21 protein-coding genes are annotated in these 21,920 nt (G+C 32.3%); 7 read left to right on the plus strand and 14 right to left on the minus strand.

The features are described from left to right. The first annotated feature begins 70 nt into the window (after positions 1 to 70). The 5 genes from AC3IS6_RS01330 (at position 71) to AC3IS6_RS01350 (ending at position 3,381) form a co-directional block, all read left to right on the plus strand. On the plus strand, positions 71 to 1,036 hold the full coding sequence (locus tag AC3IS6_RS01330) for a KpsF/GutQ family sugar-phosphate isomerase (RefSeq protein ID WP_489162998.1): 966 nt from the start codon (positions 71 to 73) through the stop codon (positions 1,034 to 1,036). Next, positions 1,036 to 1,851, plus strand: a complete 816-nt coding sequence (tatC, locus tag AC3IS6_RS01335) for a twin-arginine translocase subunit TatC (RefSeq protein ID WP_489163000.1) — start codon at positions 1,036 to 1,038, stop codon at positions 1,849 to 1,851. Before AC3IS6_RS01330 ends, tatC begins: the two co-directional genes overlap by 1 nt. After that, positions 1,844 to 2,194: a carboxymuconolactone decarboxylase family protein gene (locus AC3IS6_RS01340; protein ID WP_257682795.1), complete on the plus strand. Its 351-nt coding sequence runs from the start codon at positions 1,844 to 1,846 to the stop codon at positions 2,192 to 2,194. Before tatC ends, AC3IS6_RS01340 begins: the two co-directional genes overlap by 8 nt. 141 nt (positions 2,195 to 2,335) lie before the next feature. Then, entirely contained in the window at positions 2,336 to 3,076 is a 741-nt protein-coding gene (gene lptB / locus AC3IS6_RS01345) for an LPS export ABC transporter ATP-binding protein (protein ID WP_007803831.1), read from the plus strand. An 80-nt stretch (positions 3,077 to 3,156) separates the two neighbouring features. Beyond that, positions 3,157 to 3,381, plus strand: coding sequence for a DUF5808 domain-containing protein (locus tag AC3IS6_RS01350; protein WP_173968273.1), 225 nt, complete (start codon positions 3,157 to 3,159; stop codon positions 3,379 to 3,381). A gap of 19 nt (positions 3,382 to 3,400) precedes the next feature. On the opposite strand, the gene AC3IS6_RS01355 is transcribed toward AC3IS6_RS01350, so the two are convergent. Both AC3IS6_RS01355 and AC3IS6_RS01360 read right to left on the minus strand, forming a co-directional pair. Further along, positions 3,401 to 4,261: a glycoside hydrolase family 25 protein gene (locus tag AC3IS6_RS01355; RefSeq protein WP_489163002.1), complete on the minus strand. Its 861-nt coding sequence runs from the start codon at positions 4,259 to 4,261 to the stop codon at positions 3,401 to 3,403. Positions 4,262 to 4,271: 10 nt separating this feature from the next. After that, positions 4,272 to 4,988, minus strand: a complete 717-nt coding sequence (locus AC3IS6_RS01360; RefSeq protein ID WP_489163004.1) for a CDP-alcohol phosphatidyltransferase family protein — start codon at positions 4,986 to 4,988, stop codon at positions 4,272 to 4,274. Between the two features lie 212 nt (positions 4,989 to 5,200). Between AC3IS6_RS01360 and AC3IS6_RS01365 the strand changes: the two genes are divergently transcribed. Continuing rightward, positions 5,201 to 6,268, plus strand: a complete 1,068-nt coding sequence (locus AC3IS6_RS01365; RefSeq protein ID WP_489163005.1) for a putative type IX sorting system protein PorV2 — start codon at positions 5,201 to 5,203, stop codon at positions 6,266 to 6,268. 37 nt (positions 6,269 to 6,305) lie between these two features. Then, complete coding sequence (locus AC3IS6_RS01370) at positions 6,306 to 7,442, plus strand: lipoprotein N-acyltransferase Lnb domain-containing protein (RefSeq protein WP_489163007.1); 1,137 nt, start codon at positions 6,306 to 6,308, stop codon at positions 7,440 to 7,442. 1 nt (position 7,443) lies between these two features. Here the strand turns inward: AC3IS6_RS01370 and AC3IS6_RS01375 are convergent, their stop codons facing one another. From AC3IS6_RS01375 to AC3IS6_RS01430, 12 genes are read right to left on the minus strand one after another with little or no spacing between them, the layout of a single operon-like run. Beyond that, positions 7,444 to 8,838: an exopolysaccharide biosynthesis polyprenyl glycosylphosphotransferase gene (locus AC3IS6_RS01375; RefSeq protein ID WP_489163009.1), complete on the minus strand. Its 1,395-nt coding sequence runs from the start codon at positions 8,836 to 8,838 to the stop codon at positions 7,444 to 7,446. A gap of 56 nt (positions 8,839 to 8,894) precedes the next feature. Beyond that, positions 8,895 to 10,244 (minus strand): O-antigen ligase family protein, encoded by a 1,350-nt coding sequence (locus tag AC3IS6_RS01380; RefSeq protein ID WP_489163011.1) that lies wholly within the window; start codon positions 10,242 to 10,244, stop codon positions 8,895 to 8,897. Beyond that, positions 10,244 to 11,320: a glycosyltransferase gene (locus tag AC3IS6_RS01385; protein WP_489163013.1), complete on the minus strand. Its 1,077-nt coding sequence runs from the start codon at positions 11,318 to 11,320 to the stop codon at positions 10,244 to 10,246. Before AC3IS6_RS01385 ends, AC3IS6_RS01380 begins: the two co-directional genes overlap by 1 nt. Further along, positions 11,317 to 12,435 carry a glycosyltransferase gene (locus tag AC3IS6_RS01390; RefSeq protein ID WP_489163014.1) on the minus strand — a complete coding sequence of 373 codons (1,119 nt, stop codon included), beginning with the start codon at positions 12,433 to 12,435 and terminating at the stop codon, positions 11,317 to 11,319. Before AC3IS6_RS01390 ends, AC3IS6_RS01385 begins: the two co-directional genes overlap by 4 nt. 13 nt (positions 12,436 to 12,448) lie before the next feature. Then, complete coding sequence (locus AC3IS6_RS01395) at positions 12,449 to 13,447, minus strand: glycosyltransferase family 2 protein (RefSeq protein ID WP_489163015.1); 999 nt, start codon at positions 13,445 to 13,447, stop codon at positions 12,449 to 12,451. Positions 13,448 to 13,453: 6 nt separating this feature from the next. Beyond that, the gene (locus AC3IS6_RS01400; RefSeq protein ID WP_489163017.1) at positions 13,454 to 14,194 is read right to left on the minus strand and encodes a class I SAM-dependent methyltransferase; all 741 of its coding nucleotides are present in this window, start codon (positions 14,192 to 14,194) and stop codon (positions 13,454 to 13,456) included. A 7-nt stretch (positions 14,195 to 14,201) separates the two neighbouring features. After that, positions 14,202 to 15,272 (minus strand): lipid II:glycine glycyltransferase FemX, encoded by a 1,071-nt coding sequence (locus AC3IS6_RS01405; protein WP_489163019.1) that lies wholly within the window; start codon positions 15,270 to 15,272, stop codon positions 14,202 to 14,204. Then, the gene (locus AC3IS6_RS01410) at positions 15,272 to 16,888 is read right to left on the minus strand and encodes a hypothetical protein (protein ID WP_489163021.1); all 1,617 of its coding nucleotides are present in this window, start codon (positions 16,886 to 16,888) and stop codon (positions 15,272 to 15,274) included. Before AC3IS6_RS01410 ends, AC3IS6_RS01405 begins: the two co-directional genes overlap by 1 nt. Before the next feature lie 5 nt (positions 16,889 to 16,893). Continuing rightward, a complete protein-coding gene (locus AC3IS6_RS01415) occupies positions 16,894 to 18,435 on the minus strand; it encodes a glycosyltransferase family 2 protein (protein ID WP_489163023.1) in 1,542 nt (513 codons plus the stop codon). Next, complete coding sequence (locus AC3IS6_RS01420) at positions 18,432 to 19,595, minus strand: glycosyltransferase family 4 protein (RefSeq protein ID WP_489163024.1); 1,164 nt, start codon at positions 19,593 to 19,595, stop codon at positions 18,432 to 18,434. Before AC3IS6_RS01420 ends, AC3IS6_RS01415 begins: the two co-directional genes overlap by 4 nt. Then, complete coding sequence (locus AC3IS6_RS01425; RefSeq protein ID WP_489163025.1) at positions 19,596 to 20,477, minus strand: hypothetical protein; 882 nt, start codon at positions 20,475 to 20,477, stop codon at positions 19,596 to 19,598. Further along, positions 20,477 to 21,910 carry an MBOAT family O-acyltransferase gene (locus AC3IS6_RS01430; protein WP_489163027.1) on the minus strand — a complete coding sequence of 478 codons (1,434 nt, stop codon included), beginning with the start codon at positions 21,908 to 21,910 and terminating at the stop codon, positions 20,477 to 20,479. Before AC3IS6_RS01430 ends, AC3IS6_RS01425 begins: the two co-directional genes overlap by 1 nt. Positions 21,911 to 21,920 lie beyond the last annotated feature (10 nt).

Raw genomic sequence — 21,920 nt, forward strand, 5'->3', positions numbered from 1 at the left:
ATTTTGTATAAATTTGCAACACATAAAGATACAACTTTCTTTTATACATACAAATTTTAAATATTCTGTTTTGATCACAAAAGAAAATATATTGGCGATCGCCAAAAAAACCATACTCTCTGAAAGTGAGGCAATTACAAAGTTAATTGATTTTCTGGACGAAAATTTCTACGAAGCTGTCCAACGCATTTATGAAACTAAGGGCCGATTGGTCGTTACAGGCATCGGAAAAAGCGCAATTATTGCTCAAAAAATGGTAGCCACTTTTAACTCAACTGGCACTCCATCTATGTTCCTTCACGCCTCAGAAGCCATCCATGGCGATTTGGGAATGATACAAAATGACGACATCGTAATCTGCATTTCAAAAAGCGGAAACAGCCCTGAGATAAAAGTACTAGTTCCCCTGTTGAAACGTTTTGGAAACATTTTGATTGGAATAACCGGAAATGTAACTTCCTTTTTAGCCAAAGGTTCTGATTATGTCCTTAATACCACTGTCGAAATGGAAGCCTGCCCGATAAATCTGGCTCCAACAAACAGCACCACTGCTCAACTTGTTATGGGCGACGCTTTAGCAGTCTGTTTGATGGAAATGCGTGATTTTAAACCCGAAGATTTTGCAGTTTATCATCCTGGCGGCGCTTTAGGAAAGAAATTACTCCTTCGCGTTAAAGACATGATTGAACATTCGTTAAAACCAATGGTAGGTCCGGATACCTCAATCAAAAAAGCTATTTTTGAGATCTCTGAAAAAAGACTAGGTGTAACTGCGGTAATCGAAAACGATAAAATTATCGGAATTATTACTGACGGAGACATCCGAAGAATGCTAAATGACGTAGATACTATTGCTGATTTAACTGCAAAAGATATTATGTCTAAAAATCCTAAATTCGTATCTTCAGAAACAATGGCGGTTGACGCTTTGAATATTTTAGAAGATTTTTCGATAACACAGCTTATTGTTGCTGATGATGGAGAGTACAAAGGAGTATTACATTTACATGACATTTTAAAAGAAGGAATCGTATAATGGCAAAAAAAAACCTTGGCGAGATGTCATTTCTGGATCATCTTGAAGAATTAAGATGGCTACTGGTTAGAAGTACAATTGCAATTATGATAATGGCATTTGTAACGTATTTTGTAAGTGATTATTTGTTTGATGAAATTATTCTGGGGCCAACGAGGCCAACTTTTTTCACTTATATCTGGTTTTGTGATTTATCACACCAATTGGGTTTCGCTGATAGTATTTGCATCACGCAACTAAATTTTATTATCCAAAATACAGAAATGGAAGGCCAGGTAAATATTTTTGTCTGGATGTGTCTTTTAGCCGGTTTTATTTTGAGCTTTCCTTATATTTTATGGGAGATTTGGAAATTTATCAGTCCCGCTTTGTATGAGAAAGAGCGAAAAAATGCTAAAGTATTCATTTTCACATCCTCTTTACTTTTCTTCTTAGGAGTGTTGTTCGGGTATTTTGTGGTTATTCCGATGTCAGTAAATTTCGTAGCTACTTTCTCTGTGAGTGATGTTGTAAAGAATCAATTCACGCTAGACTCTTATATGGGGATGGTAAAAACAAGTATATTAGGTAGTGCTATCTTTTTTGAATTGCCAATCGCTATTTACTTCTTAACCAAATTGGGATTAGTAACTCCTGACTTCTTGAGAAAATATTGGAAATACGCCGTAATAATCATTTTGATTATTGCAGCAATCGTAACTCCTCCTGATGTAGTGAGTCAAACTATCGTAGCCATACCAATGTTGCTTATTTACGAAGTGAGTATTCTGATTTCGAGGATTGTTTATAAAAATAAATTGAAAGAAAATGTCTGATATTATACAAGAATTTAATGATTACCGTTCTAAAATGAACGAAAAATTATTGGCTGACAACAATAAAATTGTTAAAAGAATTTTTAACCTTGACACTAATGCTTACGCCCCTGGAGCTCTTGATGTAAAAACAAAAGAGCTTTTAGGATTAGTAGCTTCGGCCGTTTTACGTTGTGATGACTGTGTAAAATACCACCTCGAAACGAGCCATAAAGAAGGGGTTACCAAAGAAGAAATGATGGAAGCAATGGGAATAGCAACTTTAGTTGGCGGGACCATCGTAATTCCGCATTTGAGAAGAGCTTATGAGTTCTGGGAAGCTCTAGAAGAGCAAGGGAATTAGAAAATGAGATAATTAGTCAATTAGATAATTTTCTTGACAATATGTTAATTCATTTATTCTATTGATTTATTTTCTTTTATTTCGTTCATTGGAGATGTAATTATCTCATTATCAAATTGACACATTATCTAATTAAAAAAAATGAAGTTAAGAGCCGATAATTTAATAAAAACCTATAAAGGGCGTAGTGTTGTAAAAGGGATTTCTGTTGAAGTTAATCAAGGTGAAATCGTAGGGCTTTTGGGACCTAATGGTGCAGGAAAAACGACTTCGTTTTATATGATTGTAGGATTGGTAAAACCAAACTCAGGAAATATTTACCTAGACGATTTAAACATTACCGATTATCCTATGTACAAGCGTGCACAACAAGGAATTGGTTACTTAGCGCAGGAAGCTTCAGTTTTTAGAAAATTAAGTATCGAAGACAATATCCTAAGCGTTTTGCAATTGACTAAACTATCGAAAGAAGAGCAAATTGCAAAAATGGAAAGTTTAATCGAAGAATTCAGCTTAGAACATATTCGCACGAACAGAGGAGATTTACTGTCGGGAGGAGAACGTCGTCGTACTGAAATTGCCCGTGCTCTGGCAACTGACCCAAAATTCATCCTATTAGATGAGCCCTTCGCAGGAGTTGACCCGGTTGCAGTTGAAGATATTCAGAGAATTGTAGCACAGTTAAAAAATAAAAATATCGGAATTTTAATTACCGATCATAACGTTCAGGAAACTTTGGCTATTACTGATAAAACATACCTAATGTTTGAAGGGGGAATTTTGAAAGCCGGAATTCCCGAAGAACTAGTCGAAGACGAAATGGTTCGTCGTGTTTATCTGGGGCAAAACTTTGAGCTTCGTAAAAAGAAACTTGAATTTTAAGAAGTTATATATGAATGGTAAAAAGTGAAATATAAATTACTTTTTACCATTTTTTTTACATCTTATATTTTACAATTAGCATGAAATCAGAAGAGCAAAAACCAACTCAGGAAGATTACAACAATTGGCATAAAGACCCAAACAATTGGTATTTAGGCTGTTTTTACTACAATCCAAAAGACAAACGATTACTCCCTCCGAAAAGGATTCAATGGATGGGCTATACGATAAATTTCGCCAATCCTTACTCCGTTTTACTTTTATTACCGCTCCTAATAATGATCGTTTTGGTTTTATTGAAATAAATCCCCCGAGACCAGACTCTTACTCCACTGTTATAAACTGTAATTGCTCTAAATCTCCATTATAGATATTAACATCTACAGTGTTCTTGATTCCCGGCAAAGAAGCTTTTTCTGTAAATTGCCAGAACAGCCAGTCGTCTTCAATTTTCTCTCTGTAGAAATTATAGTTGGCAATCCAGAATAAATACTCTCCAAATTCTTCTTTCAGGAAATCGCCATAGTAACGTTCTCCTGTATAAATAATTGGACGTACCTGATAATGTGCTTCAACCTTGTTCAACCAGCGTTTCAAGCCTTTTTTCAAACTGTCCAACGACTGATTCTTAGGCAATCGTTCAATATCTAAAACTGGTGGTAAATCCCCTTTTTGCAGTTTTACGGTTTTTATAAAAAGATCGGCCTGTTCTATCGAATTTTCGTTAGGACGATAATAATGATAGGCTCCGCGTATAATCTTGTGTTTTTTTGCCCCTAACCAATTGTGCATAAACTGTCTGTCTACTTTATTATTCCCTGCCGTAGCACGAATAAAAACAAACTGAACTGGGTATTTTTCTTCCAAAACCTCAACTTCACTCCAATGCACGGTTCCCTGAAATTCAGAAACATCAATACCGATCACTTTTCCTTTATGATTTTCCAGAACCTGAACATTTCTAACATCTGAAAGACGTTTTTCCACAGCATCTTCTTCTAAAACTTTATTTGATTTAAAGCCAAGATAATAAGCCAGTCCATCACGATAATGATAAACCGTTGCAAAAAAAAGCAATACTAAAAAAGAATAAATGATAAAGCGAAGTCCACTTGCCAGAATCGATCTCTGAGGTTTTGATTTTCTGGAGTAAGAAGTTCTTCGGGTAGTCGTTTTTCTTGCCATTCCAATAAAACTACTTTTTCAAAAACATATTATTTACCACCGAAAGTAGTACATAAATAATAATAATCAACGGAATCGCGATATAATGAAGCAACAGAAGCAAAACTACAGCAATTAGCAAAAACACGATTTGCAACCCGTTATCTTTTAAAGTAAATTTTTTAACTTTTAATGCAAACAACGGAATTTCGGCATTCAAAATATAAGCACTGCACAAAGTAATCCCCAATAAAACCCAAGGATTGGTTAATATTTCAAACACCAATAGAGAATCTGAAAACTTTAAGACCATAGGCAAACTCAGAATAAAAAGAGCATTTGCCGGTGTTGGCAAACCAATAAAAGAATCGGTCTGACGGGTATCAATATTAAAATTTGCCAGTCTGTAACAAGAACCTAATGTTACTATAAATCCTAAAAAAGGAATAAAAACGGAACCAATTACTTCATGAGGGTTGGCGCTTTTCAAAAACATAGTATACATTACATAACCAGGCACAACTCCGCTGGTAACCATATCTGCCAAAGAGTCTAACTGTAATCCAAGCGGACTAGAAACTTTAAACAATCTGGCAAAAAAACCATCAAAAAAATCAAAGAAGATTCCCAAACAAACCATATAAAAAGCCATTTCGTAATTGGCTTCCGAAACAAAAACAACTGCGATACAACCGCAGAATAAATTGATTAATGTGATTAAATTAGGAATGTGTTTTTTAATATTCATGATCTATAATTTTGACAAATGGTGAACGGCAAATTTCGTATAAATAAGCGACATTAATAGAAATTTTTTCTATTAAAATTCTATTACCTCAAAAGCTTTGTAAACATTTTTATATGAAAAATTTAAGTTTTACAATAATTTGAATTAGATGACTAAAATATTATATTTTTGGTAAAAATTAAAACAGACTTCGGTTTGCTAAAAAATATCCGTTGAAGAAAATCTTTGTGTTTTTATTATTTTGTAGTTGCACGATTCAGTATGCACAAACCGTTCGAAAGTATTCGAATGAGTTTATGAATATTGGTGTTGACGCAGCTGCTTTAGGAATGTCGGGTGCTGTAGTTTCTTCTACAAATGATGTTAATTCCGTTTATTGGAACCCAGCCGGTCTGACTCATCTTGAGGACCACCAAATTTCGCTGATGCACGCCAATTATTTTGCGAATATTGCGCAATACGACTACATTGGATACGCAAGCCCGATTGACGATAGAAGTGCCTGGGGAATCTCAATGATTCGTTTTGGAGTTGATGACATTATGGACACCACTCAGTTGATCGATAATCAGGGGAATATAGATTACAATCGAATCAGACTGTTCTCTACTGCAGATTATGGTTTTACTTTTTCGTATGCAAGAAAATTACCCGTGGACGGTTTTCAATATGGAGTGAATGCAAAAGTAATCAGACGAGTTATTGGAAAATTTGCCAATTCCTGGGGTTTTGGTTTTGACTTTGGACTTCAATTTGAAAAAAATGGATGGAACTTTGGTTTGATGCTTCGAGATATTACCACTACTTACAATGTATGGAATATTAATGAAGAAGAATACAAGAAAATTGCCAATGCCATTCCGGGAGAAAACAGCGAATTACCAGAAAGTACCGAAATTACTTTACCAAAAGCTCAACTGGGAGTTTCTAAGAAAATTGAGTTTCACAACGATTACAGTCTTTTGGTCGCAACCAATTTGAACATGCGTTTTGAGCAAACCAATGATATTATTTCTACAAAAGCAGTCAGTATTGATCCCGCTCTGGGTTTTGAGTTTGGTTACACTGATCTTGTTTTTTTAAGAGCAGGAGCAGGAAATTTTCAAAATGTAACTCAACTTGACAACACTGAGAAACTAAACTTTCAGCCTAATATAGGTCTTGGCTTCAAGTACAAAGGCATTCAGGTCGACTATGCTTTGACAGATTTAGGAAATCAAAGTACAGCTTTGTATTCTAATATTTTTTCTTTAAAAGTAGATTTAGGTATCTTTAGATAATATTTGTTAACCTTTAAACTTCTTAACATTTTAAATTATGAAAAATGTCCTTTTCAAAAAAACACTTTTTAGTTTACTATTATTACTAAGTTTCCTGGGGTTTAGCCAGAATATACCTTTATCACAGGAGGCTAAAATAAGTGTTATTACCTGCGGACTGGGTAATGAAAGTTATACTTATTTTGGTCATACTGCAATTCGTGTCGCCGACCCCGTTAACAATATAGATGTTGTTTACAATTATGGTAATTTTGATTTTAGAACACCAAATTTTGTTGCTAAGTTCGCAAAAGGTGATTTACAATATTTTGTAAGCGTACGATCATTTCCTGATTTTGTAAATGATTATACTACCGAAAAGAGAAGTGTTTTTGAACAAGAGCTTATTATACCTCAAGATCAAAAACAAAAACTTTTCGACAACCTAAATGCAACCGCCCTCTCTGAAGATCCTTATTATACTTATAAATTTATTGACAAAAACTGTACTTCAATGGTAGTTGATGTTATCAATAAATCGCTCAACGGGAATGTTGTAACTAAAAAAGGAGATACTGATAAAACGTATCGATCAATTCTATTTCCTTATTTCAATGAACATTTTTATGATCAGCTTGGAACCAGCATTATTTTTGGAACCAAAGTAGACCAACCAGGAACCAGGATTTTTTTACCTTTCGAATTAAAAAGCAGTTTAGAGAAAATTACTTTTCAGAATCTTCCTTTGGTCAGTAAAAGCAAAACTGTGCTAAATTTTGAAAAAGAGACACCAAGTTCATGGTGGAATAATATTTACACCTTTCTCCTTATACTAGCTTTTGTTATTTTGGCGCACAATAAAGTAGTTGATAAAATCTATCTTTTGATCTTATCTTTTATAGGAATCTTTTTTGTTACTATCGGATTCTACTCGCTTCACCAGGAATTGGCAATGAATTACAATGTACTTTTATTTAGCCCGATTTTATTGGTATTAATCCTTTTTTCATTTTTAAAGAACAAAAGATGGACCTACAGATTGGCAGCTTTACATTTATTATTTTTGGTAGTTTACGCCATTTTCATGATTAATAAAGCGCATTTTTTCATTGTTTTACCAATGATAATTACAAGCGGATTTGTTTTAGTAAGAGTAGCCATTCGAAATAAAAAGCGTATTCCGATTATTATTTAAACTACTGTCCACGATAAAATAAAACGGTAGTAATCGTTTTAAAAGTAATACTTAAATCGAGAAATATGCTGCGGTGTTTGATGTAGTACAAGTCGTATTGCAGCTTTATTAAACTTTCATCAATAGATTCGCCATAAGAATAATTTACCTGTGCCCAACCGGTAAGTCCCGGTTTTATAACATGTCTGGTTTCATAAAAAGGCATAATTCGCGCTATTTCATCCACGAAAAATGGTCGTTCAGGTCTTGGTCCGATAACAGCCATATCGCCTTTTAGAACATTAAAAAACTGCGGTAATTCATCTATTCTTGATTTACGCATCATTTTACCAAAAGGAGTAACCCGTTTATCATTTGAACTGGCGAAAACAATCCCATTAGACTCTGAGTTTTCTACCATGGTTCTAAACTTATAGATTTTAAAAACAACTCCGTTTTTACCTACACGTTCCTGTGTGTAAAACAAAGCTCCTTTATTAGCTACTAGATTCGTGATAAAAATAAAAGGAATAAAAAGGAAGCAAATAAACAATCCCGTAATTGAAAACAAAAATTCTAATAGGCGAACAAAAAACAGGTATAGCTTATTGTTATTGTTTCTGCTAAAAGGAAAGAATCTATAAAAATCTCGGGCTATATAATGAACCGGAATCCGTTGTGTTTTGCTTTCGTAAACCTGCGTATATTCCCGAATAATATTTCCTGATTCTAATAAATGAAGTAATTGCTGGTATAAGTCAGCTGTAATTCCATCTGTTTTCTGAGAAGCGATAACAATCTCTGAGACCTGATTCTGAATAACAAACTTTTCTAAATCTTTCTTCTTAATTTCTTTAACGTAATGAAAATTCAAATCTTCTGCTGAAATAGCATCTGAATTTACAAAACCAATAATTTTATAATGCGGGTCAACATTCTCAAGTCCTAAAACCAATTCTTCAACCTGATTCTGGTCACATATTAAAACTACATTCTGAGAAAAGCGATGTGATGCCAAAAAATAAACATAAAACAAACGCCACAATAGCAATGTACCAAGTATTGTAAAATAAAAAATTACGATAATCAATCGCTGCTTAGGTAATACAGGCGCTAAAATCGGAGTAAACAAATAGGCAAGGCTTGAAGCTGTGGCCGTAAAAATTACACTTTGAAGAATTTGTAACTGATTACTGGCTACCTGTAAGTTGTACATTTCGAATATTACTCCAAAAGCGTATACATAAGTAAGAAGTAAAAGTATACTTGGGAAATTACTCTTATCAAAAACAAAATAGTTATAATTAAAAACTAAACTTAACAGATATAATGCGGACAAAATAAAAACAACATCAAAAAGAAGAAGTAATACTTTTCTTTCCGAAATTTCGAAATGCATTTTAGTGTTTGAAAACATTTAATAAGTTTGTTAGGGGCTTAAACTTGAGGCAAATGTATTATAAAAAAAAGAACTTAATCGACGGAATTTTCTGCTTTTTCAGGAATTTTAACCTGAACAAAAAGTAATGATAGTGCATATACGAAAGCTGGCGCTGCGGTACGCATGGCGGCATGATTTATCGTTAGAAGCCAAAAAATAAAAAAAGAGAAAAAATACAGATGCTGTCGGTTGTTTAGATAAATAATAAATGGTGTTAAAAGAAGTATAAGGAGTCCTAAAACACCAAACAAACCATGTTCGCTTAGCATACGTGTTATTTCATTGTGAGAAGCTGATTCTTCTCCGGAAGTTTCTTTTCGGATCTCTTTACCCATTCCAGCTCCGACACCTAGAAGAGGGTTATCCATAAAAAGTTTTAATTCTTCATTCATAATTTGCTCCCTTCCACCTAAACGATCTTTCTTTTGTCTACCTCGAGCATCCTGATTGGAATAACGTTTTTCGATGAGACCATTTGTTTGTAAAGAAGAATAGCCCCATACTCCGGCAGCTATCATACCGGTTAATACAAAAACAAACACAAACTTCTTCTTTCCTTGAGCATTTGAAAAACTATAGAGTAAAAACAGTAAAAAAACGATCATAGCGACGGCCGTTATTATACCCCCTCTTGAAAAGGTAACAATGCCTCTATACGTTATAAAAATTAGTAATGCTCCATTTAAAATCATCATTCTTTTCGATTTAGAAAAAAGTACTAATTGTGTAAAAAAGATAAATATCCCTAATCCTAAGACTGTTGAAACCTGATTGGGTCCGAAACCTCCTGAAGTTTCAAAATTAGATTGGGTTCCGGTTACCACATCTCTAACACTAGGATTGTACAAAAATAAGTAAACCGTTGTACTCACTATTGGTAATCCCATTGCGACTAATACATTTTGCAAATCAGAAAATAAAATTTTTCTTTTAAGCATGTAAATAGAACATATTGCTAAACAGACGGGGCCTGACAAATTAAAGACTACTGATTTTTTAATGTCTACAGAAACATCAACTATTGTAGCTGTAATTAAAATCCCCGGGATTAACAAAATCAAAAACAAGGAGTACACAAATGCGTTACTGGAAAAATTGCTATATACCATGCCCAGGAGCATGAAAAAAATCACCGTAAACTTTACAAACTCATTATTAAAATTACCTCCTGTCATGCGTAAAAGAACCTCAGCTCCAATCAGGTAAGCAGAAACCAAAATAACCTCGTTGTTTTTATTCTTGGTTCGATAAACAAGAATAAAACCAAAAATGATAATTAAGAGTGCATAAAATTTAGACAGGAAAGGAACTGCAAAAAGTGTTAAAGCAATTGCTGCATGCAGTATAAGCAAATAATTATAAGATAACGGAACACTTTTCATCACTTACTTATTTTATACGCTAAAATTAATTTTTCAATTACAATTTCTTCCGAGTAATTTCTCAAAACAGATTGATTCAATTTATCCGCCATTTTCTCTCTAAAAATTTTATCCTCTATTATTTTTATCAATTGACTCTTTGCTTCAGAGACTGAGGACGGGTCAAACAGCAATCCATTAGAATTATTTTCAATTATCACTGAACAATATCCTGCGTTTGTAGAAACAACAACCAAATTTGCTAATGCGTATTCTATTAATATCACTGGAAATCCTTCATCTGTTGAGGCTAAAACTCCTATTGATGCTTGCGATAAAATATATTTAACATCACTCTTTTCTCCATACAAATGTATGTAATCCTGTAAGGAATGTGATTCTATAAATCTTTTTAAATTATCGGAATAGGAATCAAAATAATCTTTACCAATTAAATGAAGACTCCAGCCGGCTTCGTCTAATTTTAGATCCCGAAACGCCTCCAAAATTAAAATATGATTTTTTGGCTTTTTTAAATTCGCGACAAAGACAATTCTTTTGCCTTCATTTCCTTTCAGTCTGGTATTTTTTTGATTTCCATCTTTTGAAATTACAAAATTAGGAATAAAAATCACCCTCGAGCACTTCATGTTTTTCTTACTCCATATTTCTAATTGGTGATTAACGACAAAAATGGAAGAAAAGAAAAGCGATAAAAGAATCAATACTCTATTTTCTTCCTTAGTTTCTTTTTCTCTCATTCCATAATGATCGTGCCAGATAATTTTTATTCTGGGCAAAGTCAATTTGACTAGTACTGCGATAAAAAATGAGGAACTATGCGCGTGAATTATTTCAACTTTATTTCCCGTTATGTATTTCCTTAGACGATAAATGGCGCGTAGATCAATTCGTCCTTTCTTTTTTAAAAACAAGTAAGACACCTTAGTATCAATTTGTTCTTTCAAACTTCCTTCGTCTCTCGTTACAATTAAACCGGAAAATTGTACTTTATTCGTTAAAGCGTTAGCATAATTAACAGCCATTCGTTCTGCGCCTCCTGCATTTAAAGAATCTATGATTTGAACAATTCTCATTTGGCTAGGAGTTTTTGTATTTCAGTTTCAAAAACATCTGTGGTATAATTTTGAGACCACTTGACCGATAATTGGCTTTTTATATCAAAACTGCTTTCAGTCTTTATTAATTTTTCGATTTGTTCTATATCCTGATCTAAACTCATTTCTAGTAATATTCCTCTAGCACCATAATCTAACATAAAAGGAACACAGGAAACCTTACTTGCAATAGGAACACATCCCCAAAACATCCCCTCGGCTATGGCTTTAGGCCAGCCTTCACTTTTTGATGGTAAGATTACAAAATGGCTTTTTTGATAGGCTTCTTTTAAAGTATTACTGTCTTTATTTCCATGAAAAATGATCAATTTTTCGAGATTATTTGTCTTAATGTATTTGTTCAGGGCGTTACTCTCAATACCTTCTCCATATACATCCAGCATTACTTTATGTCCATTATTTTTTAATTTTTCAATCAATTTTACAGCATACAAGGGATTTTTTCCCGAAACTAAAGTACCTACAAAAATGAATTTTAATACTGAATTAAAATACGTTTTCTCTACAAATACTTTTTCAGATTCTGAATAAGTCGCGGTAAAAAAAGATTTTACATTTTTGTTTTTTTTAGGCCAGTCTCCATAAACCAAAACCTGCATATTTCTTGTAAAAAAAGTATTATTTAAAATATACTTTTGTAATCTATAAGTAAAGGGTTGTCTACTTTTCGGATCCCAATTACCAGCGTACTTGGCAGTTTTCTTTTTCTTCGGAAATAAAACCTGAACCAAACATCCTAATAAGCCAATATTACCGGGACAACGCAAATGAATATGATCAGCACTTTTCATTGCCCAGAATAGACTCCAAAAAACTACCGGAATTTTAAACAATGAATATGAAATATTCTTAAAACTGTTAATACTAAAACCCGGAATTTTTCTAAAATCTATATTCGGATGCTGATAAGTAATGTCTATAATTGATTTAGTTTCTTTTACTAATGGCGCAACAATAATAACTTCATCTATATATTTAAGCCAAATATTCATTTCGCGTACATACGGTGCATAACCAAAAAAATGCTCTTGGTCTTGAATATGTTGAACATGTGTGATTATTACTAATTTCACTTCTTTATGAATATTATTGTTTTACTGGTTTATTAAATAGTAAACTTAACCATCCTACTTTTCTTCCAACTACTTCTGTAAAAACAGCTTTTCTATTTTTAGAGGAAAATACATTTGTAAATCGTACTAAAATTAACAAAAGAGTTATTGCATTCCATTTAAAACGATCTGCTAATTCAGGGTTAGGGTTCTTTATACGCCAAACATACCAACCATTTCGCACCACCATTCTTCCATATTTGTATCGATTTGGACGACCCGATTCGGCATGAAAATGATCCAGTTTTGCCTGAGTATTCAGATATAATTTTCCAACTTTAGAAACTCTTAAAGTAAAATCTGCATCTTCATACAAACCATAGCCTTCAAAATAAGTAGAGAACGAAAAATTGTCAAAAACTGATTTTCTAAAAGATGAAACCCCTCCCATTAATTGTTCAACTTCATATATTTTGTCACTAGGAGGCAAAAAACCTACACTTCTACCATGCGAGAAAAGTGGAGAAAAACCTGGTGGGCAATCACTGTCTAAATTAAGTTTCCTTCGTAAAATAAAACGACTTCCTTCTTTACGCTTCCATCCATCAAAATAAAATTCACTTATTTTAGGAGTATAATTTTCAACCGTTTTTTCCCATTTTACTTCATTACAGATATAGCCCCCTGCACCTAAAGCCTTGGGGAACAAAACATATGTTTGTAGCAAATTCTTAAAGTAGTCCGGTTCTAAAATTGTATCGTCATCTAGAAAACATACAATTTCGACACCTGCATCAACTTTATGAATACCAAAATTTCGTTGTTTAGTCAGTCCTCGATCCTGACCATCAACTAAAAAGTATTTTAAATTTGTAAATTGATTTTCATTTAAGATAATTTCTGTTTTATCATTTAATGATCCATCAACTATAATTATTTCATTAGGATACAGCGACTGCTTCTTAACCGATTGCAATAATTTAAGCAATGGTTCGGGGCGCATATAGGTACAAATGATTAAAGAGAATTTCATAAAATATTATCTGGATGCTATAAATATCAAATTATTATACCCTCTTTTTCTATTGTATCTATGACCATTCATAGCATACAATTCCTCAATAGAATAAACTTCTATATCTCGAAATCCTGATTCTTTCAGATCTCTAACTAAACCTTTTTTAGTATAATAATATCCAGGAACTTTAAACCCTTTAAACCCTGTATCCCTGTTCCCTACTTTTTCGCCTAAAAAAACAGAAAAAAGCCCTCGCATTTTAAAATAAACTGTTTTCGCTAAAACCCCAATTTGGTTATGAACGGTACCTATTAAAACGCCGTCTTCCACTAAAATTTGATGGCTGTTTTTAAAAATTTTCAAACGGTCTTTCCGAAGAGGAACATAGGTTAACATACTGTTTAATATGGTTACTAATTCAAATTCGTTCACGAGTTTATCAAAATCTTTTGCATCGCCAACAATAGTAGTAGTAATTCCATCAATACTCCAAACTTTTAAGTTCTCGTTACATTTCTCAATCATGTTATCAGAAATATCGGAAGCAACAATTTTATTTGGAGCATAAACCGTTGCAATACCTTTAAGTTCTCTACCGGTTCCACAACCAAAAACTTTTATGCGGTTTATTTTTCCTTTTTTATAATAACGCTTTAAACTGTTTTCAAACATAAAATGTTCAAAATCCGAAATAGATGTCAGTACCTCCTGCGTAGCGATAATATCTTCTCTTTCCCAAAAATTCTTGTTTTCAATTTTCATTTAAATATTATTTGATTCTTTTTAAAATCTTGGATATTTTTGCTTTATTCTTCTTAAAATACTCATTTAAAAATAAATACATTTTAAAAATCCCTGACCTGATTATTAAATGATAATGCGGGTGATCAAAAAAAATGGGTTCGGCCATAAATTTTGCTTTAAAATCCAGAACTCCTTGAGAGCCTCCCATAGATATATTATAACCTCTAAAACCTAGCTCGTATGACTTTTTTATCGCTTCCCAATGAATAATGTAACCAATATTTAAGTCCGGTTTTTCTTTTTTCGTACCTCCCGAAATGTAACTTAAATAGTTGCCACAATTAACAATAAATGCAGCTCCTTTTATTTCATTATTAAAACTAACTGTCAGTAAAAATGCTTTGTTTTTATCGATCAGGCTTAATATTGCGGTTTTAAAGTCTTCGAATGCCCGAACGGGGTAATTGCCCTGTTTTGCATTATCTTCAATTAATTTATAGGCTAACCTACAATCCTCTTCACTTTTTGGATATCCTATTTGAATATCATTTCTATAACCCAAATTAATATTACGTCTTGCCTGTATGGTGAATTTCTGTAACAATTCTTCTGCTGACGCTGTTTCATTAAAACTCAACCAATTTATTCCGTATGAACTATAAACATATTTAAATAAATTTCCATTTGTCCCTAAACCTTCTATTTGATCTTTTAAATCTGAGCCATACGAATAAGATGCAATTGCAACATCATTAGAAAATGGTAAACTATATTGCAAGTAACAACATTTTATTTTTTTTGCACGTTTTACCAGTTCTTTAATCACAAATACAATAATGTTCTCAAAACCTTCATTAAAAATAGGGCCATGAGGAACAATATAAAATTTAAAGAATCCCATTTTTGCAATTACAGCACCAAGGCCACCCACTATTTCATCATTGTCAAGACATATTCCTAACTCAAAATCAAAACCATACGACTCATAAGATGATAACCAATCTGAAAGTATTAAATGACTTCCTTTATTGTTTTTACTAACAAATTCATCCCATTTGTCGAGCCAATAACTTTCTTTAGTAAAAAGGATCTGCATCAGGTAAATTTTCTAAAGATTAAATCAGATTCACTCTTAACAAAAGTATCACCATCAGAATCAATATCCAGTACTACTTTTTCAAAACCCTGCCAATATTCTATTAACTGCATAAGCGTTGGATTCCAAATTTCTTTATTTTTAATTTTATTAGACAAGAACTTAAATCCTTCTTCTATTTCTTTATTTATTTGTTTTTCAGTCAACATCAATCTTCCTTCATGGTATTTCATTGGAACTGAGAAATAAGTATGTGCTATAAAAACGCCTTTTTCATTGATCAGGGTAGTAACATTTTCTTTCGATAATGCTTTTCTAAAATCTAACATTTCTAATGTCTGAAAAACATAAAACTCTTTTTCTGCTATATAATGTTTAAATAAAATTGGAGAATACTTTGCCAATTTATACGGTTTTGTTTTATTGGTCTTCCATAATAAGAAGATTGCCAAAATAGAGCCACTTAATCTAAATAAATCTTTTAATAAGGGAAGAAATGAGGCAAACCTTTTTTGAAAAAATACTTTTTTGAAATTTTTCGCTGTTTCTTTATACCTCAATATCATATTCTCATCGTTATAATAATGAAAAATGATGTTTTTAATCATCAACTGTATTTGCTTAATCCATTTAAAATCTTTAGTTCCTTTTAGAAAGCTGGATAAAGTAAAATGTTCTGTATTTAACTGATTTATTACTCCGTCTGCTGCGGTTCCTGAGTCAATATAATTCCAGAGAACATTAATTTCTTTATCTTTTAAAAGGCTACTAAAATCTTCTTCAGGAATATTATTTTCTTTAAAAAGGGAGAAATTATATGGTTGATATCCGTGATCTATCCAAACTTTCAAATCGTTTAATGGTGGAACAAATTTCTTAAAATCGTCGAGACTTTCAACATTTGGCTTGATCGATTGTGAAAGTGAATGATAACACAATTCATGCCCATCATCCTTCCATTTTAAGAGCTCCTCCTTTTGATTCTGAAAAGATGCATTTTCCTCTCGTTTTGAAAAATGATTTAAAAAAAATCCTTTTGTTACTTTTATTTCGTGCTCTTTGAAAAATCGTCTCTGAACTGCTAAATTTTCGGCTGTATCAAAATCGCAGTGGTCGGTAAAACAGGTAATAGCTGAAAAAGGAATTTTAGATCTACTAAACTCAATCACATGAGCTTTAGGAAATAATAATGCCGGGCTTTCGCTAAACTTGAACTTTTGTTTTGCTGAAGAAATAGCTTTTCTATTTTCATCTCCTAAATAATTTACAATCGGAGAAGCATATTCCGGATTAAAACGCCAAAGCAAAATTGTCGGCTCTTTAGGATCAATTTCCCAAACCCCAAAAGTTAAATTAGATTGTACGATTTGACCATTCTCTAATTTTATTATTTTTGGACTAAACTCATTTGCTACATAATATTCTTTACGCTTTTTCCAGGTATAATCATGATTGCGAAACTCTGCTATTGGCTGTGAAAAAGCAATTTTTATATCGAATGCGTTACAATCTGAAAGGCCAGCCAGAGATAAATCAATACTCACTTTGTGTGATTGCTTATCAAATCCTGGAATATGACTTTCCAAGAGTTTTATAATAGTTATAGATTGTATCAAGCTATTTATTTAGTAATTAATTGATTCGCCCAATACAAACTTTGTTTCCATTGTTTTTGGAAATTCTTATAATAACGTACCGGATTCTTAGTATTTTGAACTTTGTAAAATTTAAAAAACAGAATCATTTTATATCCATTTATTTGTTCCTCTGTTAAATGTAATTGTTTATACAACATTACTGTAGGAGAAGGCTTCGGCTGAACACTATCATTTTGCCATTCTAATACTGGTTTTGTTCTAAAGCCTCCAATCGGAGCTTTTAAGTGTAAAATTTCCGGCTGCGTGAAGTAAATAATATCTACACCTTTATTTCGCAATTGCATACCAAAATCAGCATCCTCACCATAACCAAATTCGAAGCCTTTTCGGTATCTAATATTTTCTATTGATTGCCGCTTTACAATACTACAGCCAGACCCAAATGTTTCCCATTGTATATTACTGTAATTTTCTTTACTACTATCATAAACGGCTTCATTACAGGCAAACGTAATCTCGTCAAGTCCAAATTTATTTATTTGAACGAAAGCTTCTTTCAAAAATGATTCTTTAATTCTAATATCGTCATCGGCCATAAAAACCCAATCGCTACTCACCTCTTTTAAAGCTACATTTCTCGCATTACAAGCACCAGGCTGATGCGTAAAAATGTGCTTTATTTCAAAAGGCCAATTTTCTTCTTTAAGATAATCAAGCTCGGAACTACTTTCTATATTCGTATTTTGCTCTACTATGATCACATTTTTAGGCAGATGACTCTGTACTGATAAGTCTTTTAAAACATCATATAGATATTGCTTTCTTCCTATAGTTGGGATTATTACATCTATAGTTTTGGTACTCAATATGTTTTTTATTGACTGAACCTGAACTGGCTCCAATGAGTCATTAGCAAGTTTTCTTCTGCGATAAATGAAACAGTGGATTAATGGAAAAACAGCAAATTTTCTTTTATACAATAACAAATTCATGAACAGTAAAAATACCCAACGGGTTCTGTAATGCTGCTTAACAAATCGAAATAAAATATAGCTATTGTTTCTCTTCTCTTTTAATTCTGTTGGATTATCAATTAATAATGTTGGATCTGAGTAACAAAACAACCCAGTCTCCATTGCCAATTTTGCTAAAGAATGCAAGAAATAATCAAAGTTAAAAGTTGCTTTTATTTTTCCATTCAGCGCTACTAAAACGGCTGCATTAAGTCCTCCAACCCAACTGCTGGTCTGCCAGGTTGGATAATTAACCTTTCTATTAATTTTTATAAATGGTGATTCCTCCACGTAGCCAATAGAATCCGGTAAGAATGTTTTAAAAGATGGGCTGTAAGATGCCATTATTTTAGAATGATGAAAAATATCCTGAAATTTTGAAACATTTAAACTTGATCTAAAATCAATATGACACCAAACTATTAAACTTTGAGGATGCAAGGCAGCCATTTCGAATAGTGTTTTTGCAATATTGATCTGAGAAACACAGACAGTTTTCTTTTCAAACTCTACCTCAACGACTTTATTTTCTTTATGATAAACAATTATCATTGTGATTTTAAATTTTCACTGATTATCCTTCTGTAAAACTCAATATTTTCTTGTACAATTTTATTAATATCAAATTTAGCTTCTACTCTTTCTCTGGCGTTTTCTCCTATTTTTAAACAAAGTGATTCATCTTTAAGTAATGTTGTAATTCTATTTGCAAACAAATCATGCTCGTCCGGATGTACTAAATAACCACTTTCTCCATCGATGATGAGTTCCTGAGCCCAACCGATATTACTATTAACAACTGCTTTTTGCATCGCCATAGATTCAATGGTAACCATTCCTAAAGTTTCAGCAAAAGTAGGGAATACACAAACATTTGCTTTCTTGATATAATGCTCAATCTCATTGTATGGAATTTTACCAAGATAATCTACATTACTCAGATCATCATCTTTAAATTCATTTTGCATCAATTGCCACGTTGAGTCCGAATTTGTTTTTATATCATAGGAATCACCTCCAATTAAAACCAACTTTAAATTGGGAAACTCTTTACGTACTCGATTAAAAATTTGAGGCAATTCTAAAACTCCCTTTTTTCGAATTAAAGTTCCAACATATAAAAGTAGCCCCTTATCATAAATGGTTGGAGAATTATTGGTAAAATTTTGCAATTCTAACCCGTAATGGATTGTTTTTATTTCTTTATTATTTATTCCAAAAAGTTTCTTCGAGAGATTCCCTGCAAAACTTGTAGGCGCAATAAAAGCTGCTGCACGATTCAGAGCCCATTTTTCAAACCAAAAGTTTTTAAGTTTCTGTTTTCTGTTTTCCAAATGGCAAAAATAAGTGTCACTTCCGTGAAAACGGATTATTAAAGGAATTCTAAATTTCATGAAAGCCGTAATTCCTGTCCAATCCGGTGCTTCAATTACAGATATACTTTCTTTTTTTATTACAGCATTACAATATTTCTGGATGTATTTTCTATGAAAGAACCAACCTAAAAAAGAATATTTTCTCTCTTTAATTAAGTGAATTCTAATTTGATTTTCTACAATTATTTCCTCTGTTTTTTGTCCATAAACAAAAACAGAAACACTTACTCCTTTCTTAACTAAAGAGGTAGCGAGGTTTTTTATACTGGTTCCAATACCAGCCGCATGCTCAACTTTTGCATGGGGAAATTCCGGAGTTAAAAGGGCTATATGCATCTACTTATAAAAAAAATCTTTTATAATTCGGGCTGTAAATATTCTCGCTCCCTCATCAGTCATATGTCCACATGAAGAAAAATATTTATCCTCTACAACGACATTTTCATAATTATAAATTTCAGGATACATTTTTTTTACTTTGTCAAAATAATTCATTCCCACAACATTTTCACACATAGGTGTCATCACTGTAATTAAATTGATCTTGTTTTGTTTGCAAATCTTTTTAATTTCTTCATAATACTTATTGTGAGGCAGCGGGTTCAGATTGACAATATTATTTTTCATATTTCCGTTTTTATGCTTCTCTAATGGATAATAACCTAAATTATCTGAAGCATTCGTTCTTTTTTGAATTCCCGTGAAAAACATTTCTCTGAATCCTATTTTTTCCCCATATTTTATATACCTGTAAAATGGAATATAATACAGTTCATTAAAATTCTTTTGAGTTTGAAAATGTTCCTTTACAATTTCAGAGTAATGAATATAGGGTAAATAGGCACAGGCAATTCCTTCTGACTGATCAATACTCGATAGATTTAGATCAGCTTCAAGAATAATATTTTTAATTTGATACTTTCGCTCTATCATAAGCTTTAGCATAAGTGCACTTTCAAATAAATGTGATCCGCTCATTCCATAATTAAAGGCTTTCAACCCTTTTTCTTCAAACATTGGAGCAACAAAGTGATTATTGGCTCTTGATGACCCCAAAATTACAACATCATACCTTTTTGCCTTAGAATTCACAACATTTTCTATTTTTCCTCTATTTTTAGATTTCAAAAAAACATAGGTATAAATTCCGTCCAAAACCAATGCAATTAAAAAAATCGTAATTACTATTTTGGCTGTATAAATTAAAAAACGCTTCATTAAAATTGAAAATATATAAATTCTTTATAATCTGAAAAAGTACCAAAAGCCATGATTGCCCCTATTGCTAGGGCTATTTTAAGGATATTTCTATTACCAGAGAGAGGTTCTTCCTTAGTTCTATTATTCCATTCGATTAAAACAAATATTCCTAACAAAAGTAGCAACTCATAACTATAACGTTCATTATCTAAATACTGAAATTTAAAATCTCTATTCGTCACAATTCGCTTTAAATACGAAATAGCATCTGTAATCGTTTTGGCTCTAAAGAAAACCCAAGCTATACAGGTAAGGAAAAAAGTGCAAACGATACTGATTACAACTTTTACAGAATCAAAATTAAATTTCAGCTGAATAGCATCTATATTATTTCTATTGCTATTTGATAAAAGTAACGGAAGGAAATAAACAGCATTTATAAATCCCCAGACAACATAAGTCCAATTGGCTCCATGCCAAAAACCACTTACTACAAAAATGATAAATGTATTCCTGATTTTCATCCAGGTTCCACCTTTACTTCCTCCAAGCGGAATATATAAATAATCACGAAACCATGAGGAAAGTGAAATATGCCAACGACGCCAAAACTCTGCTATATCTCTTGAAAAGTATGGATAATTGAAATTTCGCAGTAGATCTAAACCAAACAATTTTGATACTCCCAAAGCAATGTCTGAATAACCTGAAAAGTCTCCGTAAATCTGAAAAGCAAAATAAACCGCTCCTAAAATTAAAGAAAATGTATTCATTGATGGATAATTATCAAAAATGGCATTCGCATAAGTAGCACAAGTATCTGCTATGACAACTTTTTTAACGAGACCCCAAATAATTTGACAAACCCCTTCTTTGGCTTTTTCAAAATCAAACTCTCTTTTTACTTTTACCTGTGGCAATAAATGGGTCGCTCTTTCTATTGGTCCTGCTACCAAAAGTGGAAAATAGCTAACGAATAAAGAATAATCGACAAAATTATATTCCGCTTTAATACGTTTATAATAGATGTCAATAACATATGATAATCCGTGAAAAGTATAAAATGAAATTCCAACCGGAAGGATTACATTCAATAAAAATGGACTTGCTTTTAATCCTGCCGAATTTAATAATTCTGAAAAAGAAGAGGCAAAAAAGTTGTAGTATTTAAAGATTCCTAAAAATCCTAAATTGACTAAAATACTTAGCCAGAACCAAAACTTACGGCTTTTTTCAGATTTCCCTTTTTCAATCTGAATTCCGGTATAGTAATCCAGAAAAGTTGAAAAAACTAACAAAAATAAAAATCTCCAATCCCAACAGGAATAAAAATAATAGCTGGCAACAATTAATAAAGCATTTTGAGTGCTCTTGTTTTTATTAAAAACGAACCAGTATAAGAAAAAAACGATCGGTAAAAAAATAGCAAAAGCAAGGGAATTAAAAAACATACTTAATATA

The sequence above is a fragment of the Flavobacterium sp. KH_035 genome (assembly GCF_057839565.1).

What these genes read in the sequence shown, in the direction of transcription:
- tatC (WP_489163000.1), top strand. Translation starts at nt 1,036, where the DNA reads ATGGCAAAAAAAAACCTTGGCGAGATGTCATTTCTGGATCATCTTGAA.
- AC3IS6_RS01340 (WP_257682795.1), top strand. Translation starts at nt 1,844, where the DNA reads ATGTCTGATATTATACAAGAATTTAATGATTACCGTTCTAAAATGAAC.
- lptB (WP_007803831.1), top strand. Translation starts at nt 2,336, where the DNA reads ATGAAGTTAAGAGCCGATAATTTAATAAAAACCTATAAAGGGCGTAGT.
- AC3IS6_RS01350 (WP_173968273.1), top strand. Translation starts at nt 3,157, where the DNA reads ATGAAATCAGAAGAGCAAAAACCAACTCAGGAAGATTACAACAATTGG.
- AC3IS6_RS01355 (WP_489163002.1), bottom strand. Translation starts at nt 4,261, where the DNA reads ATGGCAAGAAAAACGACTACCCGAAGAACTTCTTACTCCAGAAAATCA.
- AC3IS6_RS01360 (WP_489163004.1), bottom strand. Translation starts at nt 4,988, where the DNA reads ATGAATATTAAAAAACACATTCCTAATTTAATCACATTAATCAATTTA.
- AC3IS6_RS01370 (WP_489163007.1), top strand. Translation starts at nt 6,306, where the DNA reads ATGAAAAATGTCCTTTTCAAAAAAACACTTTTTAGTTTACTATTATTA.
- AC3IS6_RS01375 (WP_489163009.1), bottom strand. Translation starts at nt 8,838, where the DNA reads ATGTTTTCAAACACTAAAATGCATTTCGAAATTTCGGAAAGAAAAGTA.
- AC3IS6_RS01380 (WP_489163011.1), bottom strand. Translation starts at nt 10,244, where the DNA reads ATGAAAAGTGTTCCGTTATCTTATAATTATTTGCTTATACTGCATGCA.
- AC3IS6_RS01385 (WP_489163013.1), bottom strand. Translation starts at nt 11,320, where the DNA reads ATGAGAATTGTTCAAATCATAGATTCTTTAAATGCAGGAGGCGCAGAA.
- AC3IS6_RS01395 (WP_489163015.1), bottom strand. Translation starts at nt 13,447, where the DNA reads ATGAAATTCTCTTTAATCATTTGTACCTATATGCGCCCCGAACCATTG.
- AC3IS6_RS01400 (WP_489163017.1), bottom strand. Translation starts at nt 14,194, where the DNA reads ATGAAAATTGAAAACAAGAATTTTTGGGAAAGAGAAGATATTATCGCT.
- AC3IS6_RS01405 (WP_489163019.1), bottom strand. Translation starts at nt 15,272, where the DNA reads ATGCAGATCCTTTTTACTAAAGAAAGTTATTGGCTCGACAAATGGGAT.
- AC3IS6_RS01415 (WP_489163023.1), bottom strand. Translation starts at nt 18,435, where the DNA reads ATGATAATTGTTTATCATAAAGAAAATAAAGTCGTTGAGGTAGAGTTT.
- AC3IS6_RS01420 (WP_489163024.1), bottom strand. Translation starts at nt 19,595, where the DNA reads ATGCATATAGCCCTTTTAACTCCGGAATTTCCCCATGCAAAAGTTGAG.
- AC3IS6_RS01425 (WP_489163025.1), bottom strand. Translation starts at nt 20,477, where the DNA reads ATGAAGCGTTTTTTAATTTATACAGCCAAAATAGTAATTACGATTTTT.
- AC3IS6_RS01430 (WP_489163027.1), bottom strand. Translation starts at nt 21,910, where the DNA reads ATGTTTTTTAATTCCCTTGCTTTTGCTATTTTTTTACCGATCGTTTTT.